We start from the raw sequence: 24,673 nt of genomic DNA, 5'->3' as shown, positions 1-24,673 counted from the left end.
TCTGTTGGTTGACGGGGGCTTTATTTTTTATATCAGTTCAAGTTCCTTCAAACCAAAAAGTATGCCATCATCATCGACATCCTTCGTTACAAAGTCGGCCTCTTGCTTCACAAGCTGACCGGCATTCCCCATAGCCACGCCATATCCCGCTACTTTTAACATCTCTATATCGTTTAAGCCATCTCCAAAGGCGTAAACATCCTCAAGAGCAAACCCGACTTTTTCCATTAATATTTTAATGCCTTCAGCCTTTGAACCCCCGAATGGAAGTACATCCGTCGAATACTCATGCCATCTAATGAAGTGAAAATCATCATATTTCCCAACAAAGTTCCCTTCTTCATCTTCCGAACAGAATAATAAGGCTTGGTATATATCATGGTCCTCATAAAAATCCGCCACATGTTCAGGGTGGGGAAACTTAAGGCTGCTTAATGCTTCTTCAATTCTGCTATGATGCGGAACACTCGATTTCATTGTCTCCTCATTCATGAACACGATCGGTATTTCATTTTTTTCAGCATGTTCGTGAAGGCGTTTTATCTCAGGTATGCTCAAAGGGTTTTTATAAACGACTTTCCCTTCAAAAACAACGTATTGTCCATTGAAACTTACGAATGTATCGATGCCAAGCTCTTCCCTTAAAGACTCGAACATGAACGGAGCCCTTCCTGTGGCAATCGCTACAAAAACCCCGCTATCCTGCAGTTGCTTAATGGCTTCTTTTGTTGAAGCAGGTAACTTTTTTTCATGATCAAGCAATGTTCCGTCAATATCAAAGAATACGATTTTCACTTGCAATTCACTTCCAATTCATTCATTTTTTCCTTTTTAATATGTACCCATTTAATAATTGTCATCAAGATAAGTCAAGTAACTCTACCGGACCAAACTCAAAGTTACGTTTTTTATTCAGGAATGGGCATATACTATTCTTAATGAAACCAACTCAGGCTTACCAGATTACACTTCTCCCATCCTTCTGCCTCTTAAATCCCAGTTACTTGTTGAAAGAGCCTTTTTTTTCAAAAATGGGCCATGTACCTGTAAAGACGTATTTACATTATTGAATAATCCTATACAATAATAACTAAGGGAGCGTGATCGCCATGTTAAAAAAGCTTCGTAAAAAGCTTGCTAAACAGTGGAATGATCTTTTAAGAAAAAAATCTATCGCATGATTTGCCACTCATTCCTGCCTTGGCCGTCATCCATATGCGAATTTTTTTCGGACAGCCCTTCAAAAACTTGCGGAGGGCTTCTTCCTTGTTGTAAAGTTCTTGTTAGGCATTCTTTCTATCTTGGCTTTTATATGGTCAGGTGAATACATATTTCAATAAATATATGAGTCGCTGTGTTTTCATGAAACGCTGTACACAGTGGTACTGTATTAATTTAGAAAGAAATCGTTTACGAAAAAAAGATCCCATGATTTAAGTTTTACACATGGCAAAAACGGATAGGATATAAGATAGAGGAAGCTACAATTGGATTGATACCAGATTCGGCCATCTATTTTTTTATATACTTTTAGACATTGGTATATTTAATTCATCAAACCCCTTCCGTTTTTATGGCGGAGCTGGGTTTATTTTTACATGATGTTGAAAAACATGAAAAAATTGTTGTTTTTATATATAATGAAAAAAGCAATGCAAACAAGTGAGGAGAGATTAAAATGGTTTTTAAGGTATACTATCAAGTAACCATATCAGAGGTTCCCATCAGGGAGAATACTAAAACAATGTTTGTCGAAGGTGAATCCGTTCGTGACGTTCGTTTAAAATTAAAAAAAGAACCTTATAATGTAGAAATCGTACTACCCGTAACCGGAGCATATTTAGAATATGAAAAACAAAATGAAGATTACAAAGTATTGGAGCTATAATTTATGAAATTCGTAAAAAACGATCAAACAGCTGTATTCGCCTTGGGCGGTTTAGGCGAAATCGGTAAGAACACATATGCTGTTCAGTTTCAAGATGAAATCATCATCATTGATGCTGGAATTAAATTTCCTGAAGATGAACTCCTCGGTATTGACTATGTGATTCCAGATTACAGCTATTTAGAGAAAAATGTAGATAAAATCAAAGGTGTTTTCATTACCCATGGTCATGAAGACCACATTGGCGGGATTCCTTATTTACTTAGAAAAGTGAATGTCCCTGTATACGGCGGGAAGCTTGCACTTGGACTGCTTCGTAATAAATTGGAAGAACACGGCCTTTTACGTCAGACAACCATGATTGAAATCAGTGAAGATGAAGTGATCAAGTTCCGGAAAACGTCCGTCTCTTTCTTCCGTACAACTCACAGTATCCCTGACTCATATGGAATCGTCGTAAAAACCCCACCTGGACAAATTGTCCATACTGGTGATTTTAAATTCGACTTCACCCCAGTGGGTGAGCCTGCAAACCTGACCAAGATGGCTGAAATCGGTAAAGAAGGTGTATTGTGCTTACTCTCGGATAGCACAAATAGTGAAGTGCAGAACTTTACTATGTCCGAAAGCCGTGTCGGTGATACCATTCAAGACATTTTCCGCAAGGTTGACGGCCGGATTATTTTTGCAACGTTTGCATCGAACATCCATCGCCTTCAGCAAGTTGTGGAAGCAGCCGTGGCCAACGGCCGTAAAATAGCCGTTTTTGGCCGAAGCATGGATTCAGCCATATCAATCGGACAAGATCTTGGTTATATCGTAGCGCCTAAAGATACATTCATTGATGTACAGCAATTGAATCGTATGCCTGCGAATAAAGTAACCATCCTTTGTACAGGCAGCCAAGGTGAACCAATGGCAGCACTGTCGCGCATAGCGAACGGCACTCACCGTCAAATTCAAATCATCCCTGGTGATACGGTAGTATTTTCTTCTTCACCCATCCCAGGTAACACAATCAGTGTTTCCAGAACGATCAATCAATTATATCGTGCAGGAGCAGACGTCATTTCAGGTCCTCTTAATGACATTCATACATCAGGACATGGCGGACAGCAGGAACAAAAGCTTATGCTCCGTTTGATAAAACCAAAATTCTTCATGCCAATCCATGGTGAATACCGTATGCAAAAACTGCATGCCCGCCATGCAGTCGATTGCGGCGTTCCGGAAGAAAATTGCTTTATCATGGATAATGGTGAAGTTCTTTCCTTAAGTGAGAACACAGCTCAAATCGCTGGTAAAATCCCTTCAGGTTCGGTTTATATCGATGGAAGCGGCATTGGGGATATCGGTAATATCGTTCTCCGTGATCGTCGGATTCTTTCCGAGGAAGGCCTTGTCGTTGTTGTGGTCAGCATCAATATGAAGGAATTCAAAATTGCATCCGGTCCTGACATCATCTCACGCGGATTTGTTTATATGAGAGAATCAGGAGACCTTATCAGCGATGCTCAATCCTTGATCACAAAGCATTTAAATAAGGTGATGGATCGCAAAACTACACAATGGTCTGAAATCAAAAATGAAATTACAGACACTCTATCTCCATTCCTATATGAAAAAACGAAACGCCGTCCGATGATCCTGCCGATCATCATGGAAGTGCAATAAATAATAGAAGCCCAACCATCATTTGGCTGGGCTTTTTTTGTTTAGGTTTGTAAATCCCCCACCTTGAATTCCACTCCAGGCACTCACTTTCCACGGCTGTCCGGGAGGCCCCCGGCGCCTTAGAAGCCTGTGGGGTCTCCCTTACACGTCTCCCGCAGGAGTCTTGAATACCCCGCTCCAATCAATTTTGTTTTAAAAGTTAGATAGAACTCCTTTTGTCTACAGTCTTTCTTGTTTTAAAAATGGAAAGCTTCCGAAAGTAAACTGATAAGAAGCATGTATTTGTTGATTCCACACTGTCGAAGTGCCGGAAACACGAGTTTATCAAGTACGCAAAAATAAAAAGGGAATTGAAAAATTGTCGATGCAGGCTATTCTCTATAACTCCTTCAGATCCAATTAAAAAACAAAAAGGTTTCGGAATGAGGCCATTCCGAAACCTTTTTGTTTTCCTTTGATAAAAGCGCTGCTCGATTTTAGCAGGACGCTTACTTATTCCACAATTTTTTTTTCAAAGCGATTGATGTCCGAATCCGCGCCGATGACGATCAATATATCACCTTTATGAATTAAATCGCTCGCCTGTGGGGAAACATTTATTTCGTTCCCTCTTTTGATTGCGACTATATTCAGTCCATAGTGGGCACGGATATCAAGGTCAATTATCGAGTTTCCATTCATCTTTTGGCTTGCAACAATTTCGACGATGGAGTGTTCATCAGAAAGCTCCAAATAATCGAGAATATTATTGGAGACGATATTATGGGCAATCCTTCTCCCCATATCCCGTTCGGGGTGCACGACAAAGTCGGCCCCGATTTTACGAAGAACCTTCTCGTGATAATCATTTTGAGCTTTAACCGTAACATTTCCAACACCCAATTCCTTAAGCATGAGAGTCGTCAATATACTGGCTTGAATATTCTCGCCAATCGCTACAATGACGTGATCAAAATTTCGAATCCCTATGTTTCTCAGTACATTTTCATCTGTCGTATCCCCTACTACAGCATGTGAAGCTATTCTGGCAAATTCATTCACTCGATCTTCGTCGGCATCGATAGCCAGAACCCCTAATCCTTCTTCAGCTAATGTCTTGACTATGCTGCCGCCAAAACGGCCAAGTCCAATCACCGCAAATTCTTTTTTCACAATAAGCCCTCCAACGTCATTCGTTCTTTCTTTAGAGCATGTTCTGTACTGAAAATCATTTTTATGCTTCGCTTCCTTTAAACGTTATATAATCCGTTAAGTGATCGATCGCGAGTTCAATCGCTTTTTCATCCGGGCTTAACTTGGCGTGGTGCAATCCGTATTCCGATGAAACCCCCAGCCAGAACATGAATCCTGGAATCTCCTTTAACATATAACCAAAATCTTCACCAGTCATTGCTTCAGTACATTGATGCAAACGAACAGCAGTTGACCTCTCTGTGAATTCCATGAATTCCCGGGTCAACCGTTCTTCATTATATACCTGGTGATACATTGCGCCATAGTCGATTTCAGCCAAGCACTCATATCCCACTTGTATACCATCCACAAGCGCTTTTATCCTAGACTTGACCTTTACCATCGATTCGGGGTTAAGAGTGCGTATTGTGCCCTCTAACCGCGCTGTCTCCGCAATAATGTTTTGAACAGTGCCTCCAGTAATCTTCCCAACTGTAATGACAGCTGAATCAAGCGGATTGACATTCCTGGAAACGATTGTTTGAAGCTGCCCTACAAGCGAGCAGGCCGCAATGACCATGTCATTTGTTTCGTGCGGATAGGCCGCATGTCCTCCTTTCCCCCTCAAATCGATGAATAATTCAGATGTATTGGCAAATAGAAGCCCTTCTTTAACGGCAATCGTCCCAACTGGATACTCCGGAGCAATATGTAAAGCAAGAATCATATCAGGCTTCCATTTTTTCATCGTTTCCGATTTAAGCATTGGTTCAGCTCCGCCAGGACCCTCTTCTGCAGGCTGGAAGATGAATAGCAAGTCATCATCTATCGGATTTTCCGTGAAATATGTCAATAATCCCAAACCTATGCTCATATGAAAATCATGACCGCAGGCATGCATATATTCCTCGTGGTTGGATGCAAACGGCAATCCGGTTTCCTCTTTTATCGGCAAACCGTCTATATCAGCCCTGTAGCCAATGGTTTTTCGCGGGTTCATTCCCTTCACTTTCACGAATATCCCAGTTCGCCATGTTTCTATTTCCATTCGCTCCTGGGCCAGATTGGTTATGTAATTCAGTAGGTATTGCTGCGTCTTGAATTCTTTGAACCCTATCTCCGGTATTTGATGCAGATCACGCCGGATCTTGGCAAAAGGGTTTATTTTCACATTATTCCCTCCCTATACAGAAAGCGTGGATATAGTTATCCACGCTTCAGGCAATATTCACTAAAGAAATTAAAGTTGACGAAGTTCTTGCATGATTTCTGTTTTTGATTTTGTTTTTTCGTCAATTTGTTTAATGACCCTCGCCGGGATACCAGCAGCCACGGAGTATGGAGGAACGTCTTTCGTTACGACGGCACCAGCAGCGACAACGGAACCTTCTCCGATTTTGACACCTTCCAGTACGACCGCATTGGCTCCGATCAATACATCATCTTCCAAAATGACCGGCTGTGCGGAAGGCGGCTCGATGACACCTGCTAAAACGGCACCAGCACCTACGTGACAGTTTTTGCCCACTGTTGCACGTCCGCCCAGTATTGCGTTCATGTCGATCATTGTACCTTCACCGATGACAGATCCAATATTGATTGATGCACCCATCATGATGACTGCGTTATCTCCAATGGAAACTTGGTCACGGATTATTGCGCCTGGCTCGATACGGGCTTTGATGCCTTTTAGGTCCAATAAAGGAATGGCAGAGTTACGACGATCATTTTCAACTACATAATCCTCGATTTTTGTTCCTGCTGCCTTGATCGCTTCTTCGATTTCAGACCACTCACCGAATACAACCCCTGTATTTCCTGTTATGAAAGTTTTAGAAGCTGGGCCAAAATCCAGGCCTTCTAAATCGCCTTTGACATATACCTTTACAGGTGTAGATTTTTTACTATTCGAGATAAAAGAAATAATTTCGTTTGCATCCATTTTATTCATTCCGGGTAAACCTCCTAAATATGTATCATTACTCGTTTTAAATTTACCAGACAACAGCCGGCAAGACAAGTTGAATGTCACTCATATATATTAATCTGCCCTATTGACATTTTCGTCGGCGGACCTATAACATTCCTTGGTCGCGGATATGCTCTTTCACCACTTCCGTGAATGCTTGGACTTGCTTTAACTGGAAGGCAGATTCATAGCCGCAAAGCCATGTATCACGTTCGATTGAGTGGTTATGCCCATCCAGTAGAGGGATTTTAAATACATTCGTATCTTTATCATGTAAAGTGATGGCTGGCAGGATCGCATATCCAATACCATTAAACACCATTTGTTTGCATGTTTCGATTTGATCAACGACTATGGTGTTTTTTGGTGTCGTTTGAAATTGCCGATGCCACCAATCTTGGATTTCCTGATAATAATTCGAATCGCTTTTAAACTGAATGAATGGACGGTCCGTTTCGAACACTTGATTCAATTCCTTCATTTCAGTATCCACCAAATACAGCATATCCGTGAATAAATGCTGTTTTACGCCTTTCCAATCCGGTGCTCCCCTTATGATGCCAATATGCACTTGCCCTTCGTACAAAGACTTTAAAATCTCACTGCTCCAGCCAGTGATCAAGGAAATTTTTGCATACGGATATTTTCGGACGAACTTTTTCAATACTTGCGGCAGCCAATTTTGACCGACAATCGAGGCACAGGCTATTTTCAAAGTGCCATATACTTCATGGTCCATGGCTTGAATACTTTCCCTGACCTTCTCTTCTTTTTCTATAACCTCATTGGCCAAACGAATTACCGCTTCACCTGCAGGCGTCAGTGACAGCCCCTTTTGTGAACGCAGAAACAGTTTCGAGCCCCAATCCTTTTCTATTGATTGTAAACGCTGGGATAAAGCCGGCTGGGAAACGAACAACCGCTCAGCTGCTTTTCTCATATTCATTTCCTGAGCAAGCACTGATAATAAATGAAATTCTGAAAATGACATACACACCAACCTCTTGATAATTAATTCTTATCATGATGATTTAATTTATTTAAATTTTATTATCAACAAAGTCCGCTTATAATACAAGAGAAAAGAAACGGAGTGAATATCCTTTGACGATCATTTTATTGCTTGCCATCAGTTTTGCAGCATCCTTTGTCGGGACATTGGCCGGGAGCGGCGGTCTCATCGGCATGCCGTCCCTTCTTTTGATAGGTTTACCCATTCACCAGGTTATTGGATCAGTCAAATTTTCCAATATGTTTTCTTCTTTTTCTAGCTTTTATATTTTACTCAAGAAAAAGCAGCTAAAATTGAAGGATGCCCTCCAGTTAATCCCATTTGCCCTTTTTGGTGGCTTATGCGGCGGTCTGCTTGCTAATTCATTCTCCGAGAAGGCAATGAATTTGTTAGCCATCTGCCTTTTGACTGTCGCTTTGATCATGAATTTCATCAAAAAACCGCAACCTTCCGATGAATCGGATTGGCATCTCCCAAAAAAAGTTTATCCATCCCTATTCGGAATCAGTGTCTATGACGGAATGTTCGGACCGGGACAGGCGACCATGCTCATGTATACCTTTTTAAGAAATGGCGCCACCTACCTTCAATCCCTTGCCTTTACTAGATTCCAAACTTTCATTAGCTGTACAGCTGCATTCATTACCTATTTCATGGCCGGTAACATTGCATGGGGGATTGCCATTTATTACACGATCGGTTCCCTGATCGGATCACAGCTGGCCTTGCGTGTGGCTCAAAAAATTTCCACTGGACAGTTGAAATTCATTTTACATTCGGTCACGATCGCATTATTGATTCAATTGGTCATCAGAGTTGCGTTTCCTTAAAACAAAGGCAAACTCCATTAACGAGTCTGCCTTTTTCCTATGCCTTCTTATTCTACCTTATTCTTTCTTAGTCTTGTTAGAAACAGGAAGCTGATTACAGAGAAAACTAGAACAATGAGATAAATGGTCTGTAAAGACAATGTAAGTCCTTCCTGTAAAACATTTACCACATTTTCAGGAAGCGACGTGCGTTCTTCACTGTTCAACAATTTATTTGCCGTATCTATCGTCACTCCCGATCCGGCCGGCGCATGCTCGTTCAGATAAGCGTGAAGCCTCATATTCATGATTCCTCCAAGTAATGCAGCACCTACAGTATTTCCTAAATTACGCATGAACATATTGGAAGCTGTCGCAATACCCCTTCGTTCCCAGCTGACGGTTTTTTGTATGACGACAATGAATGAGGTAGAAGTCAAGCCCATGCCTACACCGACAAAGAAGGATCCCATGGCGGCAATAATGGGCCCAGCTTCCGGCTTCATCCATACTAGGATCAGACTCCCAAGGATCAAAGAGCACCCTCCAAGAAGGGAGGTTGATTTAAATCCTATTTTCAACAATAACTTGCCTGACACCATAGATGCGATCGGCCAGCCAATTGACATGGCTGTCAATGTAAAACCAGCTACCGTAGGCGAGCGCTCCATCACGCCCTGAACGAATGTGGGGAGGAAACTTGATAATCCAATCATCATCACCCCTGTCGTCAAGGATACTAGGTTCGCAATCAGAATGGAACGCTCCTGCCAGATTTCAAATGGCATCATCGGTTCGGATGCTTTCTTTTCCTGAAGAATGAATAGGATAAAGGTGATGATGGCCACTAATGCCAAGGATATGACCGGAGCTGAAGTCCATGACCATTTCACTCCTCCTTCTACGAGCAGCACCATAAGAGTGGATATGGACAATGTCAATAGCGTTGCACCTAGGTAATCGATATCACGTTTTTTCTTTTCGATATTTTCATGAAGGAATAACCAAATTCCAATAAAAGATAGTACGCCCAAAGGAATATTGACCCAAAAGACAAGTTTCCAAGTCAGGGATTCAACGAGCAAGCCGCCCAATGCTGGTCCCATGACCGCTGAAATGCCCCAAACGCTCGATAGATACCCTTGAACGCGTGCCCTCTCTTCATTTTTATAGATATCACCAATAATTGTCGAGGCTACAGGTGCTACAGCTCCCGCCCCAAAACCTTGTACAAAGCGATAAATGATGAGTTCCGTCATTGAATTGGCAAAGCCGCAAAGAAGGGAGCCGATTAAAAAGACAACGATTCCAAATAATAAGACGGGTTTTCTCCCGAGTATGTCCGATAGCTTTCCATAGATCAAAACTGTTACGGCATTCATTAATAAATAGCCTGAAAACACCCAGCTGTATAGTGAAAAACCACCTAAATCACTTACAATGGCCGGCATTGCCGTCGAAACGATCGTTCCTTCAATAGCATTCATAAACATCGCCAACATGATGGCAGCCAATATGAAGGGACGTTTCAATTTTTTATTCTGCACGTTTGCACTATCCATTGCATGGCCCAATGTTTGCATCCTCTCCTAATAGATCCTACCTGTTAATAGACTTCACCACTAACTGGATCAAATATGTAAAAAAACAAGAAAACTCGCCAACTGGCGAGTCTTGGGGTTAACCGTCATTTTATGCCTTGCTTATTTATCAGGTGTATTTTGTTTAAATACTTTTTTCAAGATTGCCCTTCTTGTTAAGATGCCTTCAAATACATGTTCGTCATTCTCCACACAGACAAACGGATGATCAATCAACAATTCCACACCCTTGGTCAATGTATCTTCAATATGCAGGCGAGGTATTTCTATATTCATTATTTCGGAAACTTTTTTATGCTCAAGATTATCAAATTCAATTCGTTCCAGTCCCAAGATTGAATCGAGAATGACTGGTGTGCTAATTAAACCATGCAGTTTATACATCGGATCTAACACAGGAATGGCCGTATAACCGCTCTTTGTTAATACCAATAGTGCATGTTCTAAGTTATTGGTTACCTGCACGTGGGCCACGCGTTCAGAAGAAATCATTAAATCTTTAACGCTGGATTCCAATAAATCCCCATCATGAGTACCGATCATGTTAAAACCCCTTACCATATGTTTTTATATACAGCTCTTTCTATAGTTTAACATATGTAAGCAGAAAAGGCTCATTCCTAGACCAATAAAATCCCAATTGGCGGGATTCGTGAGAGACCCTTAGCCCTTACTAGTTTTGATGTTAACCTGTTTAAAACCGCATTCCGGGCATATTACCATCGGATTTTTCATTTACATCCCTCCAACTAATAAGATGTCGTAAAAATCACGACTTCATTCAGTAAAATTTGACCGGTTTTTCACAATAAAAAAGCCGCTTCCAATGGAAGGCGGCTTTTTGTGTTTTTTTAAGATTGAAGAAGATCAAAGATTTCAATGGTAATCATATCAATATTATCAAATTGATATTTTGATGATTTCCCTTTATCACTGTATACTTCAAGCTCGAACATTTCTGTTTTGCTGAAATATGTAACCTGGCACTTTTTCACACCATCTATTTCAAAAAAACGTTGAGCAGATTCAGATTCCTTCGCTTGCTCTTGAAGACTTTTCAATCTGGTAAGGATGCCCTGTAATTGAGACATACTCCCTCTCCTTTCTGAATAAAACCTTTTCGATAGGTTTCACTATACCATACTTTTCTATCCAGTAGCCACGCGGAAATAAATTCAGAATAATTTAAAACTTCATTCTTTACATGGCACTATTAACAGAATAAAATAAGGAATGGATTTTGTACATGAAAAATTTTCTGGGGGTAGATTCTGTTGCAAAACATTAGTGAGCTTGGTTTTCGAATTTCATTGATTGATGGTTTTGATTTGGATAGAAGAAATCGTACAGGAACATATGTAATTGCCGATGAAGACATCACCTTAGTCGAAACTTCCGCCAGCCCTTCCATCTCCCACTTAATGAAGGGGCTCGAACATTTGGGAATCGCCCTCGAAGATATTACATATATCATTCTTACCCATATTCATTTGGACCATGCAGGTGGAGCTGGACTTTTTTTACAGCATTGTCCGAATGCCAAAGTGATCGTCCACCCAAAAGGCGCAAGGCATCTAGAAGATCCAACACGTTTGATCGCTGGGGCTAAAGCAGTCTATGGTGAAGAATTCAACAAGCTTTTCGATCCGATATTACCTATACCTTTTGAAAAAATGCTGATTAAACAAGATAGGGAATCCCTAAAAACAAGTGATACTTCCACGTTGACCTTTTATGATACGCCAGGACACGCGAACCATCATTTAAGCATATACGATTCGGTTTCAAAAGGGATGTTTTCAGGTGACACCGTAGGCATCTATTATCGTGAACTCGATGAAGAAGGTTTGGAATTTTACTTACCGTCCACATCGCCAAACCAATTTAATCCCGACGCGATGCTTGCTGTAACGGAATTGTATGAAAGCATTGGCGTCGAACGTATATATTTTGGCCATTACGGCGTATCGGAAAACCCTAAGGAAGTATATAAACAACTTCATTACTGGCTGCCTAAATTTGTGGAGACTGCCAAATCGGCATATAGGGAATATGCTAGCTTCGAGGATCAAGTGGCAGCAACCAGTAAAAATATTTTCACGGAAGTCGCTGTTCATTTAGGCGAAAAAGGAATCACTGCTGATCATCCAGTTTTTGATATCATTGCCATGGACTTGAACGTTTGTTCCATGGGATTGATAGACTATCTTGTAAAACAGGAGAAAAATCGGTAAACGATCCTTGAGGTTTATCCCTATTCAAATGTCTTGGCATTCTCTATAATGAAAAAGTGAACCCTACTAAAGCATATATGGAGGAATGAAATGAAAGACGTTACACTCTATACCCAACCTGATTGCCCTCCCTGCAAAATCATGAAAATGTTCTTTGATGATAATAATATAGTATACAAAGAAAAAGATATTAAAGCAGATGGGCATGCACGTAAAGAACTAACCAATAAATACGGGGCTTATTCCACACCAACGGTCGTCATCGACGGGAAAGCCATTATTGGTTTTGAATTGGACGAAATAAAAAAAGAATTGAATATATAACAAAAAGTCTAGAGAAGGCTGTGGCCTTCTCTAGACTTTTTCATTTCAGCTTCCTTTAAAATCCCCAATTCTATTTTCTGTTTTCATACTTTACATCCGTTACCTTCCAAGCGCCATTTTCCTTTTTCAAAGTAACTGCTTCAACATGTTTTTCCATCGATACAGGTCCGTCCCCATTGTCCTGGAATTCTTCCTGAACATAAATGACATCACCGTTTTTCCCATATACAATTTCCGTATTCTTATCGTAACTGAAGAAAGGGATATAATACGGAGCGAAATCTGAACCAAATGCGGTATAACCGCCTTCGACTTTCACTACATTCGCTTGGACGAACTTCTCGATGAGATCACCTGTGAAATGTTTATCCAACTTTCCTTCAATCGCTTCCTTAGATCGTACTTCTTCGCTGATCGAACGTTGATTCTCCATGGCATCATGTACTAAAGATAGTACTTCCTCTCTATGTAAGCCCTCCGCTGAAGCAGTGAACCCCCCATTTAAAAATAAAAGGACGCTGGCAAGACATGCAACTAAATATTTACTCATTACAATCATCTCCTCGTTATAGAATTTCTCCTAATGATTCGGATTTTTGCCTATGTCTTTCAATACCCGTCCAGGTCAAAGCCAAACTACAAAATCACATTCTCCGTTAGACCTTGAAACCATCGCCCATTTTTCACAATAAAAAAGAAGATTTCATGATATTGAAATCTTCTTCTTACAACTATCGAAAAGCATAGTAAAAAATAAAACCGGCAACCAAAATCGTCCCAATAAAAAGAGAAACGAATATCGGGTTCTTTAAATAAGGATGTTCCTTAACTGAATCATCGATAGTCGAATCATATCTGGCTTTCACTTTCTGTGCCCTTGCTACAGAATAAGTATAAAAGAGCAGATATAACGCCATGACTGTAACGATTATGATTAGAATCCAGATGTACGTGCTCAAAATATGTCTCCTCCAAGCGCATCATTTCTGCTTATCGTTACACATTTAAAGCGATTATATTCATGAATCGTTTTTTATAATAGTGCTTCATTTTCATATAAATAACTATAAGAAAGATCACAGAAAATATATTCCTTATTATTCAGTGGATAGGAAAAGGTCCGAATGGTCTCCCCCGTTTCAATATCACTGTATAAATCGGATAGCCTTCCTTTTTTCTCGTTACGCATCTTTACAATATTTTCGAGGAAATAAGGTCTCCAGCTCCAATTTTTATTCATATAACTCGGTTGGACTATCCATTGCCCGTCCTTATGGAGGATATTGGGGGATTTTTGATACCCCTCTTCATCACATATATATAGACGAAAACATATTGAATCCAATTTTTTCGCCAAAACTCCGAGAAACTCTTCATGGGAGCCGGCCCGCTTATGCTGTTTTAAGAAGTTTTGCATATTCTCGTTGAATTGCAAAGTCTTTTGATAAACGGCTTCAAGCTTCTTGGTCTCTAAAGAAATGAAGGACTGGCATTCTTGATGGAATTTTTCACGAAGTAAATCTTTATTAATGAATTCGCCTTCCGGTTTCGCCAAGAAATACCCTTGATAATATCGTCCCCCATTCTTCCATGCAAAGCGAAGCTGGTATTCGGACTCAATGTTCTCAAATAGTAAGTTGGCGCCGATTTTACGTGCTAGCATGCTTAAAGAAAACAGGATGACCTGATAGGCATCTCCACCTGAGATGCGAAGCTGGTCCAGGTTAACTTTTAAAATATTCGGAGAAATCTGTGCGATTCGGTCCAGTTGCGTATCTTGTCCTAAATGATCTAAAGCTATCTTAATCCCATATGTTTTAAAGTAAGCAAGCACATGCTGCAGAGGATCTAAGTTTTCCGGACTGATCGTGTCTGATAATTCCAACACGATCCGGTGCATTTCCTCCGGTTGAAAATGACGATGTAAAATCTCCATGAATTCTTCGCCATGATCCAGCATAAGCAAATTAGGATCTCTGTTGATAAAGATAAGAAAATCTTCACCATAGTCTTTTATTCTCTCCAAGGCAATTTCAAGTACGTAATTGTCCACTTCCACCCTATACTCTTCCGGCACTGCAGAATCGTGAAAAAATGGCCCAAGGCTTTTATATTCAGATTGTTCCTCATAGCGCCCTAGAATTTCATACCCGATTACCTGATGTTGATCTGCACTGAAAATCGGTTGAAAGAATGGTGTCACCCTGTCTAAATTCTTTAATATCTTTTCTGTATCCATGATGCATCTTCCCCCTAATTACGAAAACACCAATATGCCAAAATTATACCATTAGTTTCTTGCATTGATAATAAATAATTTTAATTCCTACTGCATAACTCTTTTTTCAATACAAATTCCCCATTCATCCTATCCATTTGAAAAGAAACACATTGAAAAGGCATTGCCCATAAATGGAACAATGCCTACCGTTTTTTATGGTTTGTACAATGAACGCTGATTTCCTCTCCAGGCACTCGCTTTCCGCGGGCGGTCCGGGAGCCTCCTCGGCGTCTTTGCGCCTGCGGGGTCTCCCCTGGCCTCGCTTTTCCCGCAGGAGTCTCGTACCTTCCGTTCCAATCAACTTTGTTTAACTTTTAGATGCCTAAAGTCTTCATGGTTTTAAATAGAATTAATAAAACTTGATGTGATTAGGATGCATATCTGTGTCATCATCAAGATAAAAAACCTATATATGCTAACGTAAAGAAACGATTGAGCTTGTATCCGCAGATGCAAAAGAAAAGCATGGTATGCATTGAATACTTTAAGGGGACTTAAAAAATTGTCGATTGCTGCGATGCTTACTTTCGCTGCGATTAATTCAAAGAAACCGAAGGCATTGTCCATATATGGAACAATGCCTTCGGTCTGATCAGAAAGGGAAAAACCATGGTATCGTGATCACCATGATAACGCCAATGAAGATCTGTATGGATATCCCGATCATGATAAAATCTTTATGCTTGTAATCACCTGCCGTCATGACAAGCGCGTTGGTAGTGGCAACCCTTGGAGTGGATAACGCCAAACTGCCAGCAACGGCAAGGCATAGAAACACAGGAAGTGGATCGATTCCTTGATTAACCGCAGATGTCAGGGCGATGGGCGTCATGATAACCGTCGCGGCTCCATACGGGATGAATTGGCTCAGGATTAGTGTCAGGAGGTAAAAGACCGCTAAAATGCCGTGTGCTCCGATATTACTGAATAAAACGGCCAGCCAATCACTTATCATTCTCACTCCACCCGTATTATCCAATGCAGCCGTTATTCCGAACATGGCGGCTATCAATAGCACAGGTTCCCAGTTAATCTTTTGGTAAGCATCCTCCATCGAACGGACACAGCCAGTAACCACCATCAACAATGCGGCCGTCAATACCGACAGTACAGCAGGGACGGACTCCATCGATAAAAGAATGACCATCAAAGCAGTGATTCCCAAGGAAATCCAAGCTTTGCCCTTGGAATGCACCGGAGAGCCATCTTCCGATGTACTCCCAATAACGATGACATCCTGCAAATCCGAGGAAATCCTTTCAATGTTCTCCCATTCTCCATGTATCAGGATTGCATCCCCCGGTTTCAGGCGTTCCGTTCCGACATCCGCTTGAATATATTCGCCATTCCGATTGATTGCCAGTACATTACATTGGTATTTCTCACGAAAATGGACATCAATCAAAGTTTGATTTTCATAATCCGAGTTCGGGACGATCAATATTTCCGTCAATCCAAATCTACTGCTAAGAAAATGTTTCTTTATTTGTTCGGTATTGAAATGTTTAAATTCCAGTTCATAGTTAAGTGCCAATCTCTCAACTGCTTCTTCTTCTCCAAACACCAAAATGATATCTTCAGGGTGAAGAACCTCATCCGCCCTGGCTGAAATCGTCTGCTGCCTTTGCAACAGCGGCAATTGCTTATCCTTTGGCTTCCGCTGGATTTCAATTAAAGTCAATTCATACTGAATAGGAAGCTGGAGGTCCGACAGCCTTTCCCCAACAATATCGGAAGTAGCGGGTATATGCAGATAATGCAATCGGTCATATACTTTGTACATGCCGGCAAGCTCCCCTGCCGACAGTCCCTTTACACTATTGTTCGCGGCAATGGTCTTCTCGGGAAGCAACAGGCGTCCGAGTGTCAACATGAAGAATAACCCTGCTGCAAAGGCGACTAAGCCCACAGGTGTAAAATCAAAAAATGATAAATTCCCTATTCCATTTTGCCGTAATACATCAGCGACGATCATATTGGAGGGAGTACCTGTAAGTGTTAATAGCCCTCCAATACTGCTTGCATAGGCAAGGGGTAATAAATACCTTGTCGGACTTGTTTTTTGTTGTAAGGCCATGCTCATGACGAGCGGTAGCAGTATGGAAACAATTCCAGTTCCGCTTAAAAAAGCACTTAATATTCCTGCTGTCAGCATGACGATAAGCAGCGATTTCCATTCACTGCCCCCACATAAACCCAACAACTTATTTCCTGCCTTTTCCACGATTCCTGTATTTAACAGGCCGGCACCGACTATAAATAGCCCAGCCAGCATGATGACCACTTGATTCGCAAAACCGGCCACTAGTTCATCCAATGTAAGAATCCCCAGTAACCCCAGAATGGATAGTGCACTAAGTGCAATTAAATCTGCTCGAAATTTTCCTTGTATAAAAAGCGCAATCGCGCATAGAAGTATAATCAGTGTAATAAACATTGGTTCGGTCATCATGTTACCTCCGTATAGATGTTCAATTTCAAACCGGATACGGTTTCATCAAACCCCAGTTTACATGTTTTTCATAGGCTTATAGAAGATATTTTCTTCAATTTATGTATATTGTTTGTTAGTATGAGGAAGTAACATTTTTATATTAGATAGGTTGATTAATTTGAATAAACCCATTTCCAGAAGAACATTCTTAAAGAAAAGTCTTGGTACTTTGGCTACCTTAACCGGTTTAGGTATTGGCGGAAACTATTATGCCCATAATTTGGAGCCGAAATGGCTGGAAACCAAGCATAAAATCATCAGCCATCCGCTTATCCCAAAAGGTTTTCATGGCATGAAAATGGTCCAATTCAGCGATACGCATTTAGGCTTCCAATTTCAGCTTAAAGATTTACAAGCAATTGTCAATAAGATAAACGAACTGGACCCTGATGTTATTTTATTTACTGGTGATTTAATGGACCAGCCTAATAAATACAAGGCTCACCAGAAAATCCCTCTCGTTTTGAATCAGCTCAAAGCGCCGCTTGGAAAATTCAGCATCTATGGTAACCATGATCATGGGGGATATGGCTCAGAAATTTACAGCGATATCATGGAAAAATCCCATTTTACCATGTTGCAAAATACCTCAGCTAAGATAACCTTATTATCGGCTGAAGAAATAATCATTGCCGGTGTTGATGATGCCATGCTAGGAAAGCCGGATTTTGAAAAAGCCCTTTTAGGCATCCCGAAAGAAGTGTTCACCATCATGCTTTCACATGCCCCTGACCTTGCCGACATATCAAGGACTTACGACATCCAGTATCAAATAAGCGGTCACAGTCATGGAGGTCAAGTGCAAATTCCCTTCGCCGGTGCCCTAGTAACTCCCCCATACGCTGAAAAGTACCGGGAAGGCACGTATGAAATCGATTCATTAACCTTACATGTTAATAGAGGCCTTGGCACTACCCGTCTCCCCTATCGTTTTCTTTCACGTCCGGAGTTAACTGTTTACGAATTCCAAGCCGAAAAATGATAGAAAAAGAACACAGGGGAAAACAGCCAGACTTATTAACAAAACCTGTGCGGATAAAACAACTTGTTGCCATGAATCATTTGTAATCGACTCCTATGAATTATAGCATTAGATGTATATCTGAGAAAACCAGGTTTTTTTTACCAGTACCCGTGGTAATTGCCATAAAGGTCATACCATAATTAAATAGCCACATAGGAAAGTGCCGATACAACCTAAAACAGACACCGTTATATAGATAAGGCAATCTATATAACGGTGTTTTCTAATAAGTTCAAGGGTTTCCATACTGAATGTTGAAAAGGTCGTAAAAGCGCCCAGGAAACCTATCGTCAGAAAAACCTGCAAAGATAAAGCCCAGCTTTCTTTCTGTGGCAACACCATTCCCAGCCCAAAGGATCCTATAAGATTAATCAGTAAAATGCTAACGGGTATCGAGACGGCTGGCAATAGCCTATTAAAAATAATCTGCAAGACATATCTAGAGGCCGCCCCCAAAAAGCCTCCTATAAAAACTGAAAGAACCTCAATCAAAGAGTCCCACCTCTCCGTTTTTTAAACAGGCCCAGTCCAAGGAAACCAGCGGCCAAACCAAATAAAAGCGTGGCCCCAAGATACATTCCCGCCAATGGCAGAGAAGTCTGCAGGAGATTCACCACTTCCTGAGAAAATGTGGACATCGTGGTAAAACCGCCGCAAAACCCGCTGCCCAGCGCCAAAAAAACAAATGATTTCTTTTTCGAGGCGAAATACCCATTTATCATTCCAAGTAAAAAGCTGCCTACTATATTTATTAAGAGGGTTCCAAGCGGGAAGAAGGAATGGCCGGCAGTCAAGATTACGCAATAACGCAATATCGCTCCAGCCGCGCCTCCAAAACCGACTGCAAAAATGCTTTTAAACCGATCCATCAAGGTCACCCCAAATTTTTATCATAAGTAGATTCATTATAACAGATTAAGATGAAACAGGCTCTTTTCTTAAAAAAATCCATACTATGTAAAGAATTTGAGAAAAGGAGGCTAATTATGCAAACACAGTATTTACCTTACTATCACTATCCACAGACCATAATGCTGCCGAACGATTACAGAAATGCATATGGGAATGAATATGGACCTGAATATTGGAATGACGAGCGCTTCTTTCCTTTCTTTCCTCTATTGGCTCCTGTAGCTTTTGTTGCAGGATTGGCAATTGGACCGTTGCTATTCAATAACCGTCCACCTGTCTATCCTCCATATCCTCCTCCATACCCGCCCGCCTACCCTCCTTACCCTGCTTATCCAGCGTACCCTCCCTATCAAGGCTTTCAGGGTTACCAGCAACAACAATTCGGCGCACAGGCTGGGATATCTGAAAATATCAATATCTACACTCAATAAGAGTTGGACAGAAGGCGACATAAACGCCTTCTTTTTCTTGGACCAAAAGGAGCCCGATTGAATTTTACTTCCCTATATATTTTGAAGTGGTATAATATGAAAATGAATAGATGGTAAAGTGTTGGGAAATGATGGTCATACCCCAGAGGTGTACATGCTTAATTTTTTCACTATTTTCTGCCTGGTTGCACACCCGTCTCTATTTCAACCAATATATAAAACAGGTTTTTCCTGAAGGAAGTCTGTATGTAACGTCCTTCTAACCTTATTAAGAAAAGGAGTTTCCACTAATGAACCAAACGAAAGGACATTCTGAAAGGGATGAGTTTTCGATAAACTCCCTTGCCCAAGCCGTGTTTATTGTCAATAAACATGCAAAGACTGCATTGGAGCCAAAGAATTTATATAATTTAAAACGGCTCGCATTAAGCAAGCTTATGCAAGAAGGAAAAGCGAAGAAGATTGGACTTCATTTCTCTGATAACCCTCGCTTTGCAGCACAGCAATCCGACGTCATTGTCGAATGCGGATCATATGTTTTTCATTTACCTCCCACTAAGGAAGATTTGAAAAAACTACCCCACCTCGGCAGCCGGGCAGCCTCCATACGGAACCCTAAAGCCGCGTTGTCATTATCCAAGGCCAAACAGATCCTGCAATCTTACGTTGGACAAGCAGGTGAAAAACAACCGAACACAACCAATACCGAGAAAAGGGCTCACGGGCGCAGGTCGGTCAAGCAACCTTTTAACAATCCATTCCCATCTACCTTTTTAGGAAAAGGTTCCAAGTATTGATCATTGATAAACCAAACGGGCCGTGAGGTAACGCCTCATCGGCCCGTTTTCACATTCATAATACCAATCTGTCTATCAACTTTATAAGCTCTGCAATTTCAGGCTTGCTGATTTGCGCGTCAGCCCCTACGACCTGACCTTTATGACGCAGGCTGTCAGTAATCAATGAAGAGAAAATAATCACCGGCAGCCCAGCGAGTTCCCCGTTTTCCTTTATTCTTCTAGTCAAATGATGTCCATCCATCTGAGGCATCTCAATATCGGTAATCACCAGTTGCACTTCATCTTCAACCACTTTTCCTGATTCAATCAAATTCTCAAGATAATTAAATGCATCAAGTCCATTCTCATAAAACTCCAAGTACTTGAATCCTGCTTCTGACAATGTATCGAACAGCAGCTTTCTCAGTAATGGTGAATCTTCAGCAATCAGGATTCTCTTGTCAGAATTTTGACGGATACCAAGCTTTTTTACCTGTTGGATGTTTATTCCTGATTCTGGATTGATTTCGACCACTATTTTTTCAAAGTCGAGTAACAGTAACATTTCACTATTTAATTTTATTACTCCGATAATCTGACTTTCAAGGCCCTGATACATATCCGAAGGCTTTTCGATTTGGGACCAGGAAATACGGTGGATCTGTGTTACGGTATGGACATGGAAAACCACTTTTTGCTGATTGAATTCAGCCACTATGAATTTATCCTGCTCAGGAGTTTCAGATGGCGGAAACCCTAAAGCATCCGCGACATTCACAACTGGCAGTACTTCTCCGCGAAGCTCGATGATTCCCTCCACATTTGGATGGGAATGAGGGACAAGCGTGATGGGGACAGGATTGATGATTTCCTTCACCTTAATTACGTTAATGCCGAATTTATTCTTTCCGAGACCGAATTCCACTATCTCAAGCTCATTCGTTCCACTTTCCAGTAATATTCCTTTATTTGCTTCCATTGTTTCATCTCGCCCTTCTGCCTTTTCATTTCAAAATTCCATAAATCATTAAACCGCCAGGAAAAATATCATGGTTTCATCAATGAACTCATACCTAATAATTCGGTTAAATATTTCTTTTGTTTAGAGCATGGATAAAAAAAATCCAGAAGTGATCATTTATTAAAGCCCAAACAAAAAAGGGACCCATCTGAGTCCCCCTTATTCCAAGCTCATTTTTCACCACTGTCATTCCGCCGTTCGTATGCCTATCCCTTCGATATAAACCTCTGCCGCGCAAACAAAATACTGAATACTCACCAATTTCTCAACTGAGTCTTATCTCTTTCGCGACCTTTTCTTAGGATTGAGCCAACCTTTTTTTACAAAGAATAAAAACATCATCAAGGCGATACCGCCCATCGTTCCAAGAATGAGGAAATAGCCATAATGCCAATTTAATTCCGGCATATATTCAAAATTCATCCCATATACGCCCACTATGAAGGTCAGCGGCATGAAAATGGTAGTGATGACAGTCAATGTCATCATCGTTGAATTCATATTATTAGAGTTCACAGATAAATAGCTATCACGGATATCGGACGAAAAATCTCGATACGATTCAAGCATTTCAGTCAATTTAAGAAGATGATCGTACACATCATTAAAATAAAGATGCTGATCTTTCAAGTAATTCAGACGCTCCGATGAAATCATTCTGTACAATAAATCACGCATCGGCAATATGGTCCGACGGAGCCTGGACATATCTGTACGTAAATCGAAAAGCTGATCCATCAATTCGTTAATCGCGTCATTTTCAGTATTTTCCTCTATGCTGCCCAATTCGCTTTCAATTTTATAAACAGGCGGGAAGAATTCATCGACGATCCTGTCAATTATCCTATGCAATAAGAAAAATGGACTTTGCTTTAACATTTTATTACCGGCAATTTCTTCCCATACCTTTTCCAGTTCAAGTAAATCTTCCTTATGAAAACTGACTATCCATTTTTCACCAACAAACATATCCAATTCCACTGCTTTAAATACCTTCTCCCTTAAAGCATGAATCACAAGAAATTGGTAGCCTTCATAAAAATCCATTTTGGGACGTTGATTAAAATCATCCAGGCAATCTTCAATTGCCAGCGGATGAAAGTGAAAATGATTGGTTAAAAGTTCGATTTCCTTGTTTGTGGGATTGGAAAAATCCACCCAGTACCACTCGATTTCCGGATTATCCATTTCCGTTAGCGGTAAACCAAAACTGACTTCATGATTTGAAGTAATTGCGCAAGTCCTTATCATATGTATCAACCCTCAAAATTTTCTTATCATACATTATACCTTTAATTCATTAATCACAAAAAGTTTTCTCCCCCTCCAAACTAAATGATAAAATAGAATGAATGAGTCAAACAGGACATCATTCATGTAGTTAGAAAAGGGAGGATATTCATAGATGGAACATTTAATAAACCCTCTAGTAAAAGACGTTCAAATTTCAGGAATCCGTAAATTCTACAATATGGTCGCTGATATCGAAGGCACCATTTCCTTAACGATAGGGCAGCCTGATTTTCCAACTCCGATGCATATTAAAGAAGCGGCAAAACAAGCCATCGATAATGACTATACCGTTTATACTCACAATGCGGGCTATATGGAATTAAGGGAAGCCGCTTCAAATTATGTAAAAGATAAATACAAGCTTAACTATGATCCGGCGACTGAAGTGATCGTGACCTCTGGTGCCAGCGAAGGCATAGACATTACATTTCGGACGATCCTCATCCCAGGGAACGAAGTAATATTACCAGGTCCGGTATATCCGGGATACGAACCCATCATTAAGATGTGCGGCGCAACACCTGTTTATGCCGATACAACAAAAAATGGATTCCGTTTGACGGCAGATATACTTGAAAAGTACATAACTGAACACACTCGGTGCATCGTTCTGCCCTATCCATCGAATCCGACCGGGGTTACATTAACTGCCGAAGAATTATTGGACATTGCCGAACTTGCCAGGGGCAAGGACATCTTCATATTGGCTGATGAGATATACAGTGAGCTGGTATTCGATCAGGAGCATGTTTCGATTGCCACTTTCTTAAAAGAACAAACCATCGTCCTGAACGGATTGTCCAAATCCCATTCCATGACCGGATGGAGGATCGGCCTTCTGTTTGCGCCTGCAGCCATCTCTCAGCATCTCCTGAAGGTTCACCAATACAATGTGACATGTGCCGCCTCCATATCGCAGAGAGCTGCCTTGGCAGCATTGACGGCAGGCAGAAATGATGCAATACCCATGAAGACTGAGTATGCACGGAGACGGGAATACGTGTACAGCCGCTTACAAGCGATGAAACTGGAAATAGTCAAACCAAATGGTGCCTTTTACTTTTTTATAAAGCTGCCTGAAGGCTATGCCTCTTCCCTTGATTTTTGCCTCAAGCTTGTTCAACAGGAAAAAGTGGCAGTGGTCCCTGGAGATGCCTTCTCTCCCCTTGGCGAAGGGTACTTCAGGATATCTTATGCCTATTCCATGGAGACCCTGGAAAAGGCCTTGGACCGTATTGAAGCTTTTTTATCTAAAAAGTAATCGCAAAAAAATAGTGGCCTTCAATTGAATGGACAATTGAAGGCCACTTTCCAATGTTCAAGGATGTCAGGCTACCTAAGTTTTTTCACCTTGCCGCCAACTAATACAATCTTCGTAAAAAACGAATTTCCCGATATCCTTCTTCCTTATTTGTCGTGGTAAGGCTCACTTCAACGATGGACCCAAGTAAATCAGCCATCACTTCTTCAAATTCCTTTGCGGAGCGCGGCTTTGAAAAGCCTAAGCTCTTCAATTCGCGCATCAGTATCTGAAAACCGGCATTCGTTTCGATATGACTGAATTTCACCGGCAAGATTAGCGGACTTTCATTCATTAATTTCAGATCCCAACGAATGGGCTTTGTTTGATGAATGGTTTTTTCTCGTTTAAAACCTTCAATCCTTACAATATATCGACCATCTTCTAATTCCTGGAATTTCATATTGATATCATCGAATTCGCCCATAGCTTTCACTCCTTTTTGTAAAGGCTG

At 40.9% G+C, this 24,673-nt stretch carries 26 protein-coding genes and 1 pseudogene; 10 read left to right on the top strand and 17 right to left on the bottom strand.

The annotated features are described in order from the left end of the window. Positions 1–27 precede the first annotated feature (27 nt). A complete protein-coding gene (locus MHB45_RS05075; protein ID WP_072272683.1) occupies positions 28–801 on the bottom strand; it encodes a Cof-type HAD-IIB family hydrolase in 774 nt (257 codons plus the stop codon). An 877-nt stretch (positions 802–1,678) separates the two neighbouring features. Here MHB45_RS05075 and MHB45_RS05070 point away from each other — a divergent pair. Further along, positions 1,679–1,888 carry a DNA-dependent RNA polymerase subunit epsilon gene (locus MHB45_RS05070; RefSeq protein WP_034314070.1) on the top strand — a complete coding sequence of 70 codons (210 nt, stop codon included), beginning with the start codon at positions 1,679–1,681 and terminating at the stop codon, positions 1,886–1,888. A gap of 3 nt (positions 1,889–1,891) precedes the next feature. After that, the gene (rnjA, locus tag MHB45_RS05065) at positions 1,892–3,562 is read left to right on the top strand and encodes a ribonuclease J1 (RefSeq protein WP_034314071.1); all 1,671 of its coding nucleotides are present in this window, start codon (positions 1,892–1,894) and stop codon (positions 3,560–3,562) included. 492 nt (positions 3,563–4,054) lie between these two features. Here rnjA and MHB45_RS05060 read toward each other — a convergent pair whose 3' ends face one another. The 4 genes from MHB45_RS05060 to MHB45_RS05045 form a co-directional block, all read right to left on the bottom strand. After that, on the bottom strand, positions 4,055–4,714 hold the full coding sequence (locus tag MHB45_RS05060; RefSeq protein WP_034314073.1) for a potassium channel family protein: 660 nt from the start codon (positions 4,712–4,714) through the stop codon (positions 4,055–4,057). A gap of 61 nt (positions 4,715–4,775) precedes the next feature. Continuing rightward, complete coding sequence (locus tag MHB45_RS05055; protein ID WP_081088767.1) at positions 4,776–5,900, bottom strand: N-acetyldiaminopimelate deacetylase; 1,125 nt, start codon at positions 5,898–5,900, stop codon at positions 4,776–4,778. Positions 5,901–5,975: 75 nt separating this feature from the next. After that, positions 5,976–6,686: a 2,3,4,5-tetrahydropyridine-2,6-dicarboxylate N-acetyltransferase gene (dapD, locus tag MHB45_RS05050; RefSeq protein ID WP_034314078.1), complete on the bottom strand. Its 711-nt coding sequence runs from the start codon at positions 6,684–6,686 to the stop codon at positions 5,976–5,978. Between the two features lie 124 nt (positions 6,687–6,810). Beyond that, positions 6,811–7,695, bottom strand: a complete 885-nt coding sequence (locus tag MHB45_RS05045; protein ID WP_034314080.1) for a LysR family transcriptional regulator — start codon at positions 7,693–7,695, stop codon at positions 6,811–6,813. Positions 7,696–7,808: 113 nt separating this feature from the next. On the opposite strand from MHB45_RS05045, the gene MHB45_RS05040 reads away from it, so the two are divergent. After that, positions 7,809–8,546, top strand: coding sequence for a sulfite exporter TauE/SafE family protein (locus MHB45_RS05040; RefSeq protein ID WP_048687093.1), 738 nt, complete (start codon positions 7,809–7,811; stop codon positions 8,544–8,546). A gap of 47 nt (positions 8,547–8,593) precedes the next feature. Here the strand turns inward: MHB45_RS05040 and MHB45_RS05035 are convergent, their stop codons facing one another. From MHB45_RS05035 to MHB45_RS05025, 3 genes are all read right to left on the bottom strand, one after another. Beyond that, entirely contained in the window at positions 8,594–10,108 is a 1,515-nt protein-coding gene (locus MHB45_RS05035; protein WP_048687096.1) for an MDR family MFS transporter, read from the bottom strand. Positions 10,109–10,228: 120 nt separating this feature from the next. Continuing rightward, the gene (gene cbpB / locus MHB45_RS05030) at positions 10,229–10,669 is read right to left on the bottom strand and encodes a cyclic-di-AMP-binding protein CbpB (RefSeq protein WP_034314084.1); all 441 of its coding nucleotides are present in this window, start codon (positions 10,667–10,669) and stop codon (positions 10,229–10,231) included. Positions 10,670–10,977: 308 nt separating this feature from the next. Continuing rightward, a complete protein-coding gene (locus MHB45_RS05025) occupies positions 10,978–11,217 on the bottom strand; it encodes a YkuJ family protein (RefSeq protein ID WP_034314086.1) in 240 nt (79 codons plus the stop codon). 183 nt (positions 11,218–11,400) lie between these two features. Here MHB45_RS05025 and MHB45_RS05020 point away from each other — a divergent pair, with 183 nt between their 5' ends. Further along, positions 11,401–12,360: an MBL fold metallo-hydrolase gene (locus MHB45_RS05020; protein WP_072272680.1), complete on the top strand. Its 960-nt coding sequence runs from the start codon at positions 11,401–11,403 to the stop codon at positions 12,358–12,360. Between the two features lie 90 nt (positions 12,361–12,450). Further along, positions 12,451–12,684 (top strand): glutaredoxin family protein, encoded by a 234-nt coding sequence (locus MHB45_RS05015; RefSeq protein ID WP_034314090.1) that lies wholly within the window; start codon positions 12,451–12,453, stop codon positions 12,682–12,684. A 70-nt stretch (positions 12,685–12,754) separates the two neighbouring features. On the opposite strand, the gene MHB45_RS05010 is transcribed toward MHB45_RS05015, so the two are convergent. The 3 genes from MHB45_RS05010 to MHB45_RS05000 form a co-directional block, all read right to left on the bottom strand. Then, positions 12,755–13,234: a DUF3993 domain-containing protein gene (locus tag MHB45_RS05010; protein ID WP_048687100.1), complete on the bottom strand. Its 480-nt coding sequence runs from the start codon at positions 13,232–13,234 to the stop codon at positions 12,755–12,757. 181 nt (positions 13,235–13,415) lie between these two features. After that, entirely contained in the window at positions 13,416–13,643 is a 228-nt protein-coding gene (locus MHB45_RS05005) for a hypothetical protein (protein WP_048687102.1), read from the bottom strand. A gap of 74 nt (positions 13,644–13,717) precedes the next feature. After that, positions 13,718–14,923, bottom strand: coding sequence for an EAL domain-containing protein (locus tag MHB45_RS05000; RefSeq protein ID WP_048687103.1), 1,206 nt, complete (start codon positions 14,921–14,923; stop codon positions 13,718–13,720). 420 nt (positions 14,924–15,343) lie between these two features. On the opposite strand from MHB45_RS05000, the pseudogene MHB45_RS28215 reads away from it, so the two are divergent. Then, positions 15,344–15,557, top strand: a pseudogene (locus MHB45_RS28215) (transposase); the annotation flags it as partial. On the opposite strand, the gene MHB45_RS04995 reads toward MHB45_RS28215, so the two are convergent. After that, the gene (locus MHB45_RS04995) at positions 15,558–17,414 is read right to left on the bottom strand and encodes an SLC13 family permease (protein ID WP_065421092.1); all 1,857 of its coding nucleotides are present in this window, start codon (positions 17,412–17,414) and stop codon (positions 15,558–15,560) included. Between the two features lie 163 nt (positions 17,415–17,577). Between MHB45_RS04995 and MHB45_RS04990 the strand changes: the two genes are divergently transcribed. Next, complete coding sequence (locus tag MHB45_RS04990) at positions 17,578–18,441, top strand: metallophosphoesterase (RefSeq protein WP_048678194.1); 864 nt, start codon at positions 17,578–17,580, stop codon at positions 18,439–18,441. Positions 18,442–18,612: 171 nt separating this feature from the next. On the opposite strand, the gene crcB is transcribed toward MHB45_RS04990, so the two are convergent. Then, positions 18,613–18,975, bottom strand: a complete 363-nt coding sequence (crcB, locus tag MHB45_RS04985; RefSeq protein WP_081088551.1) for a fluoride efflux transporter CrcB — start codon at positions 18,973–18,975, stop codon at positions 18,613–18,615. Further along, on the bottom strand, positions 18,972–19,352 hold the full coding sequence (locus MHB45_RS04980; RefSeq protein ID WP_072272678.1) for a fluoride efflux transporter FluC: 381 nt from the start codon (positions 19,350–19,352) through the stop codon (positions 18,972–18,974). Before MHB45_RS04980 ends, crcB begins: the two co-directional genes overlap by 4 nt. Before the next feature lie 162 nt (positions 19,353–19,514). Here MHB45_RS04980 and MHB45_RS04975 point away from each other — a divergent pair, with 162 nt between their 5' ends. Continuing rightward, the gene (locus tag MHB45_RS04975; RefSeq protein ID WP_373689789.1) at positions 19,515–19,826 is read left to right on the top strand and encodes a hypothetical protein; all 312 of its coding nucleotides are present in this window, start codon (positions 19,515–19,517) and stop codon (positions 19,824–19,826) included. Positions 19,827–20,116: 290 nt separating this feature from the next. Then, entirely contained in the window at positions 20,117–20,623 is a 507-nt protein-coding gene (locus MHB45_RS04970; protein ID WP_063596360.1) for a YkyB family protein, read from the top strand. A gap of 55 nt (positions 20,624–20,678) precedes the next feature. On the opposite strand, the gene MHB45_RS04965 is transcribed toward MHB45_RS04970, so the two are convergent. Further along, complete coding sequence (locus MHB45_RS04965) at positions 20,679–21,584, bottom strand: chemotaxis protein (RefSeq protein WP_048678203.1); 906 nt, start codon at positions 21,582–21,584, stop codon at positions 20,679–20,681. 318 nt (positions 21,585–21,902) lie between these two features. Next, complete coding sequence (gene corA, locus MHB45_RS04960; protein ID WP_048678204.1) at positions 21,903–22,877, bottom strand: magnesium/cobalt transporter CorA; 975 nt, start codon at positions 22,875–22,877, stop codon at positions 21,903–21,905. Positions 22,878–23,031: 154 nt separating this feature from the next. Between corA and MHB45_RS04955 the strand changes: the two genes are divergently transcribed. After that, positions 23,032–24,180 (top strand): aminotransferase A, encoded by a 1,149-nt coding sequence (locus MHB45_RS04955; RefSeq protein WP_048678205.1) that lies wholly within the window; start codon positions 23,032–23,034, stop codon positions 24,178–24,180. Between the two features lie 100 nt (positions 24,181–24,280). Here the strand turns inward: MHB45_RS04955 and MHB45_RS04950 are convergent, their stop codons facing one another. Continuing rightward, the gene (locus tag MHB45_RS04950) at positions 24,281–24,646 is read right to left on the bottom strand and encodes a hypothetical protein (RefSeq protein WP_034314117.1); all 366 of its coding nucleotides are present in this window, start codon (positions 24,644–24,646) and stop codon (positions 24,281–24,283) included. Between the last annotated feature and the right edge of the window lie 27 nt (positions 24,647–24,673).

This window comes from Peribacillus sp. FSL K6-5616, from assembly GCF_038008245.1.
Lineage (GTDB): Bacteria > Bacillota > Bacilli > Bacillales > DSM-1321 > Peribacillus > Peribacillus frigoritolerans.
The sequence above is the reverse complement of the archived record's forward strand: the minus strand, read 5'-3'. Positions and strand labels throughout refer to the sequence as shown.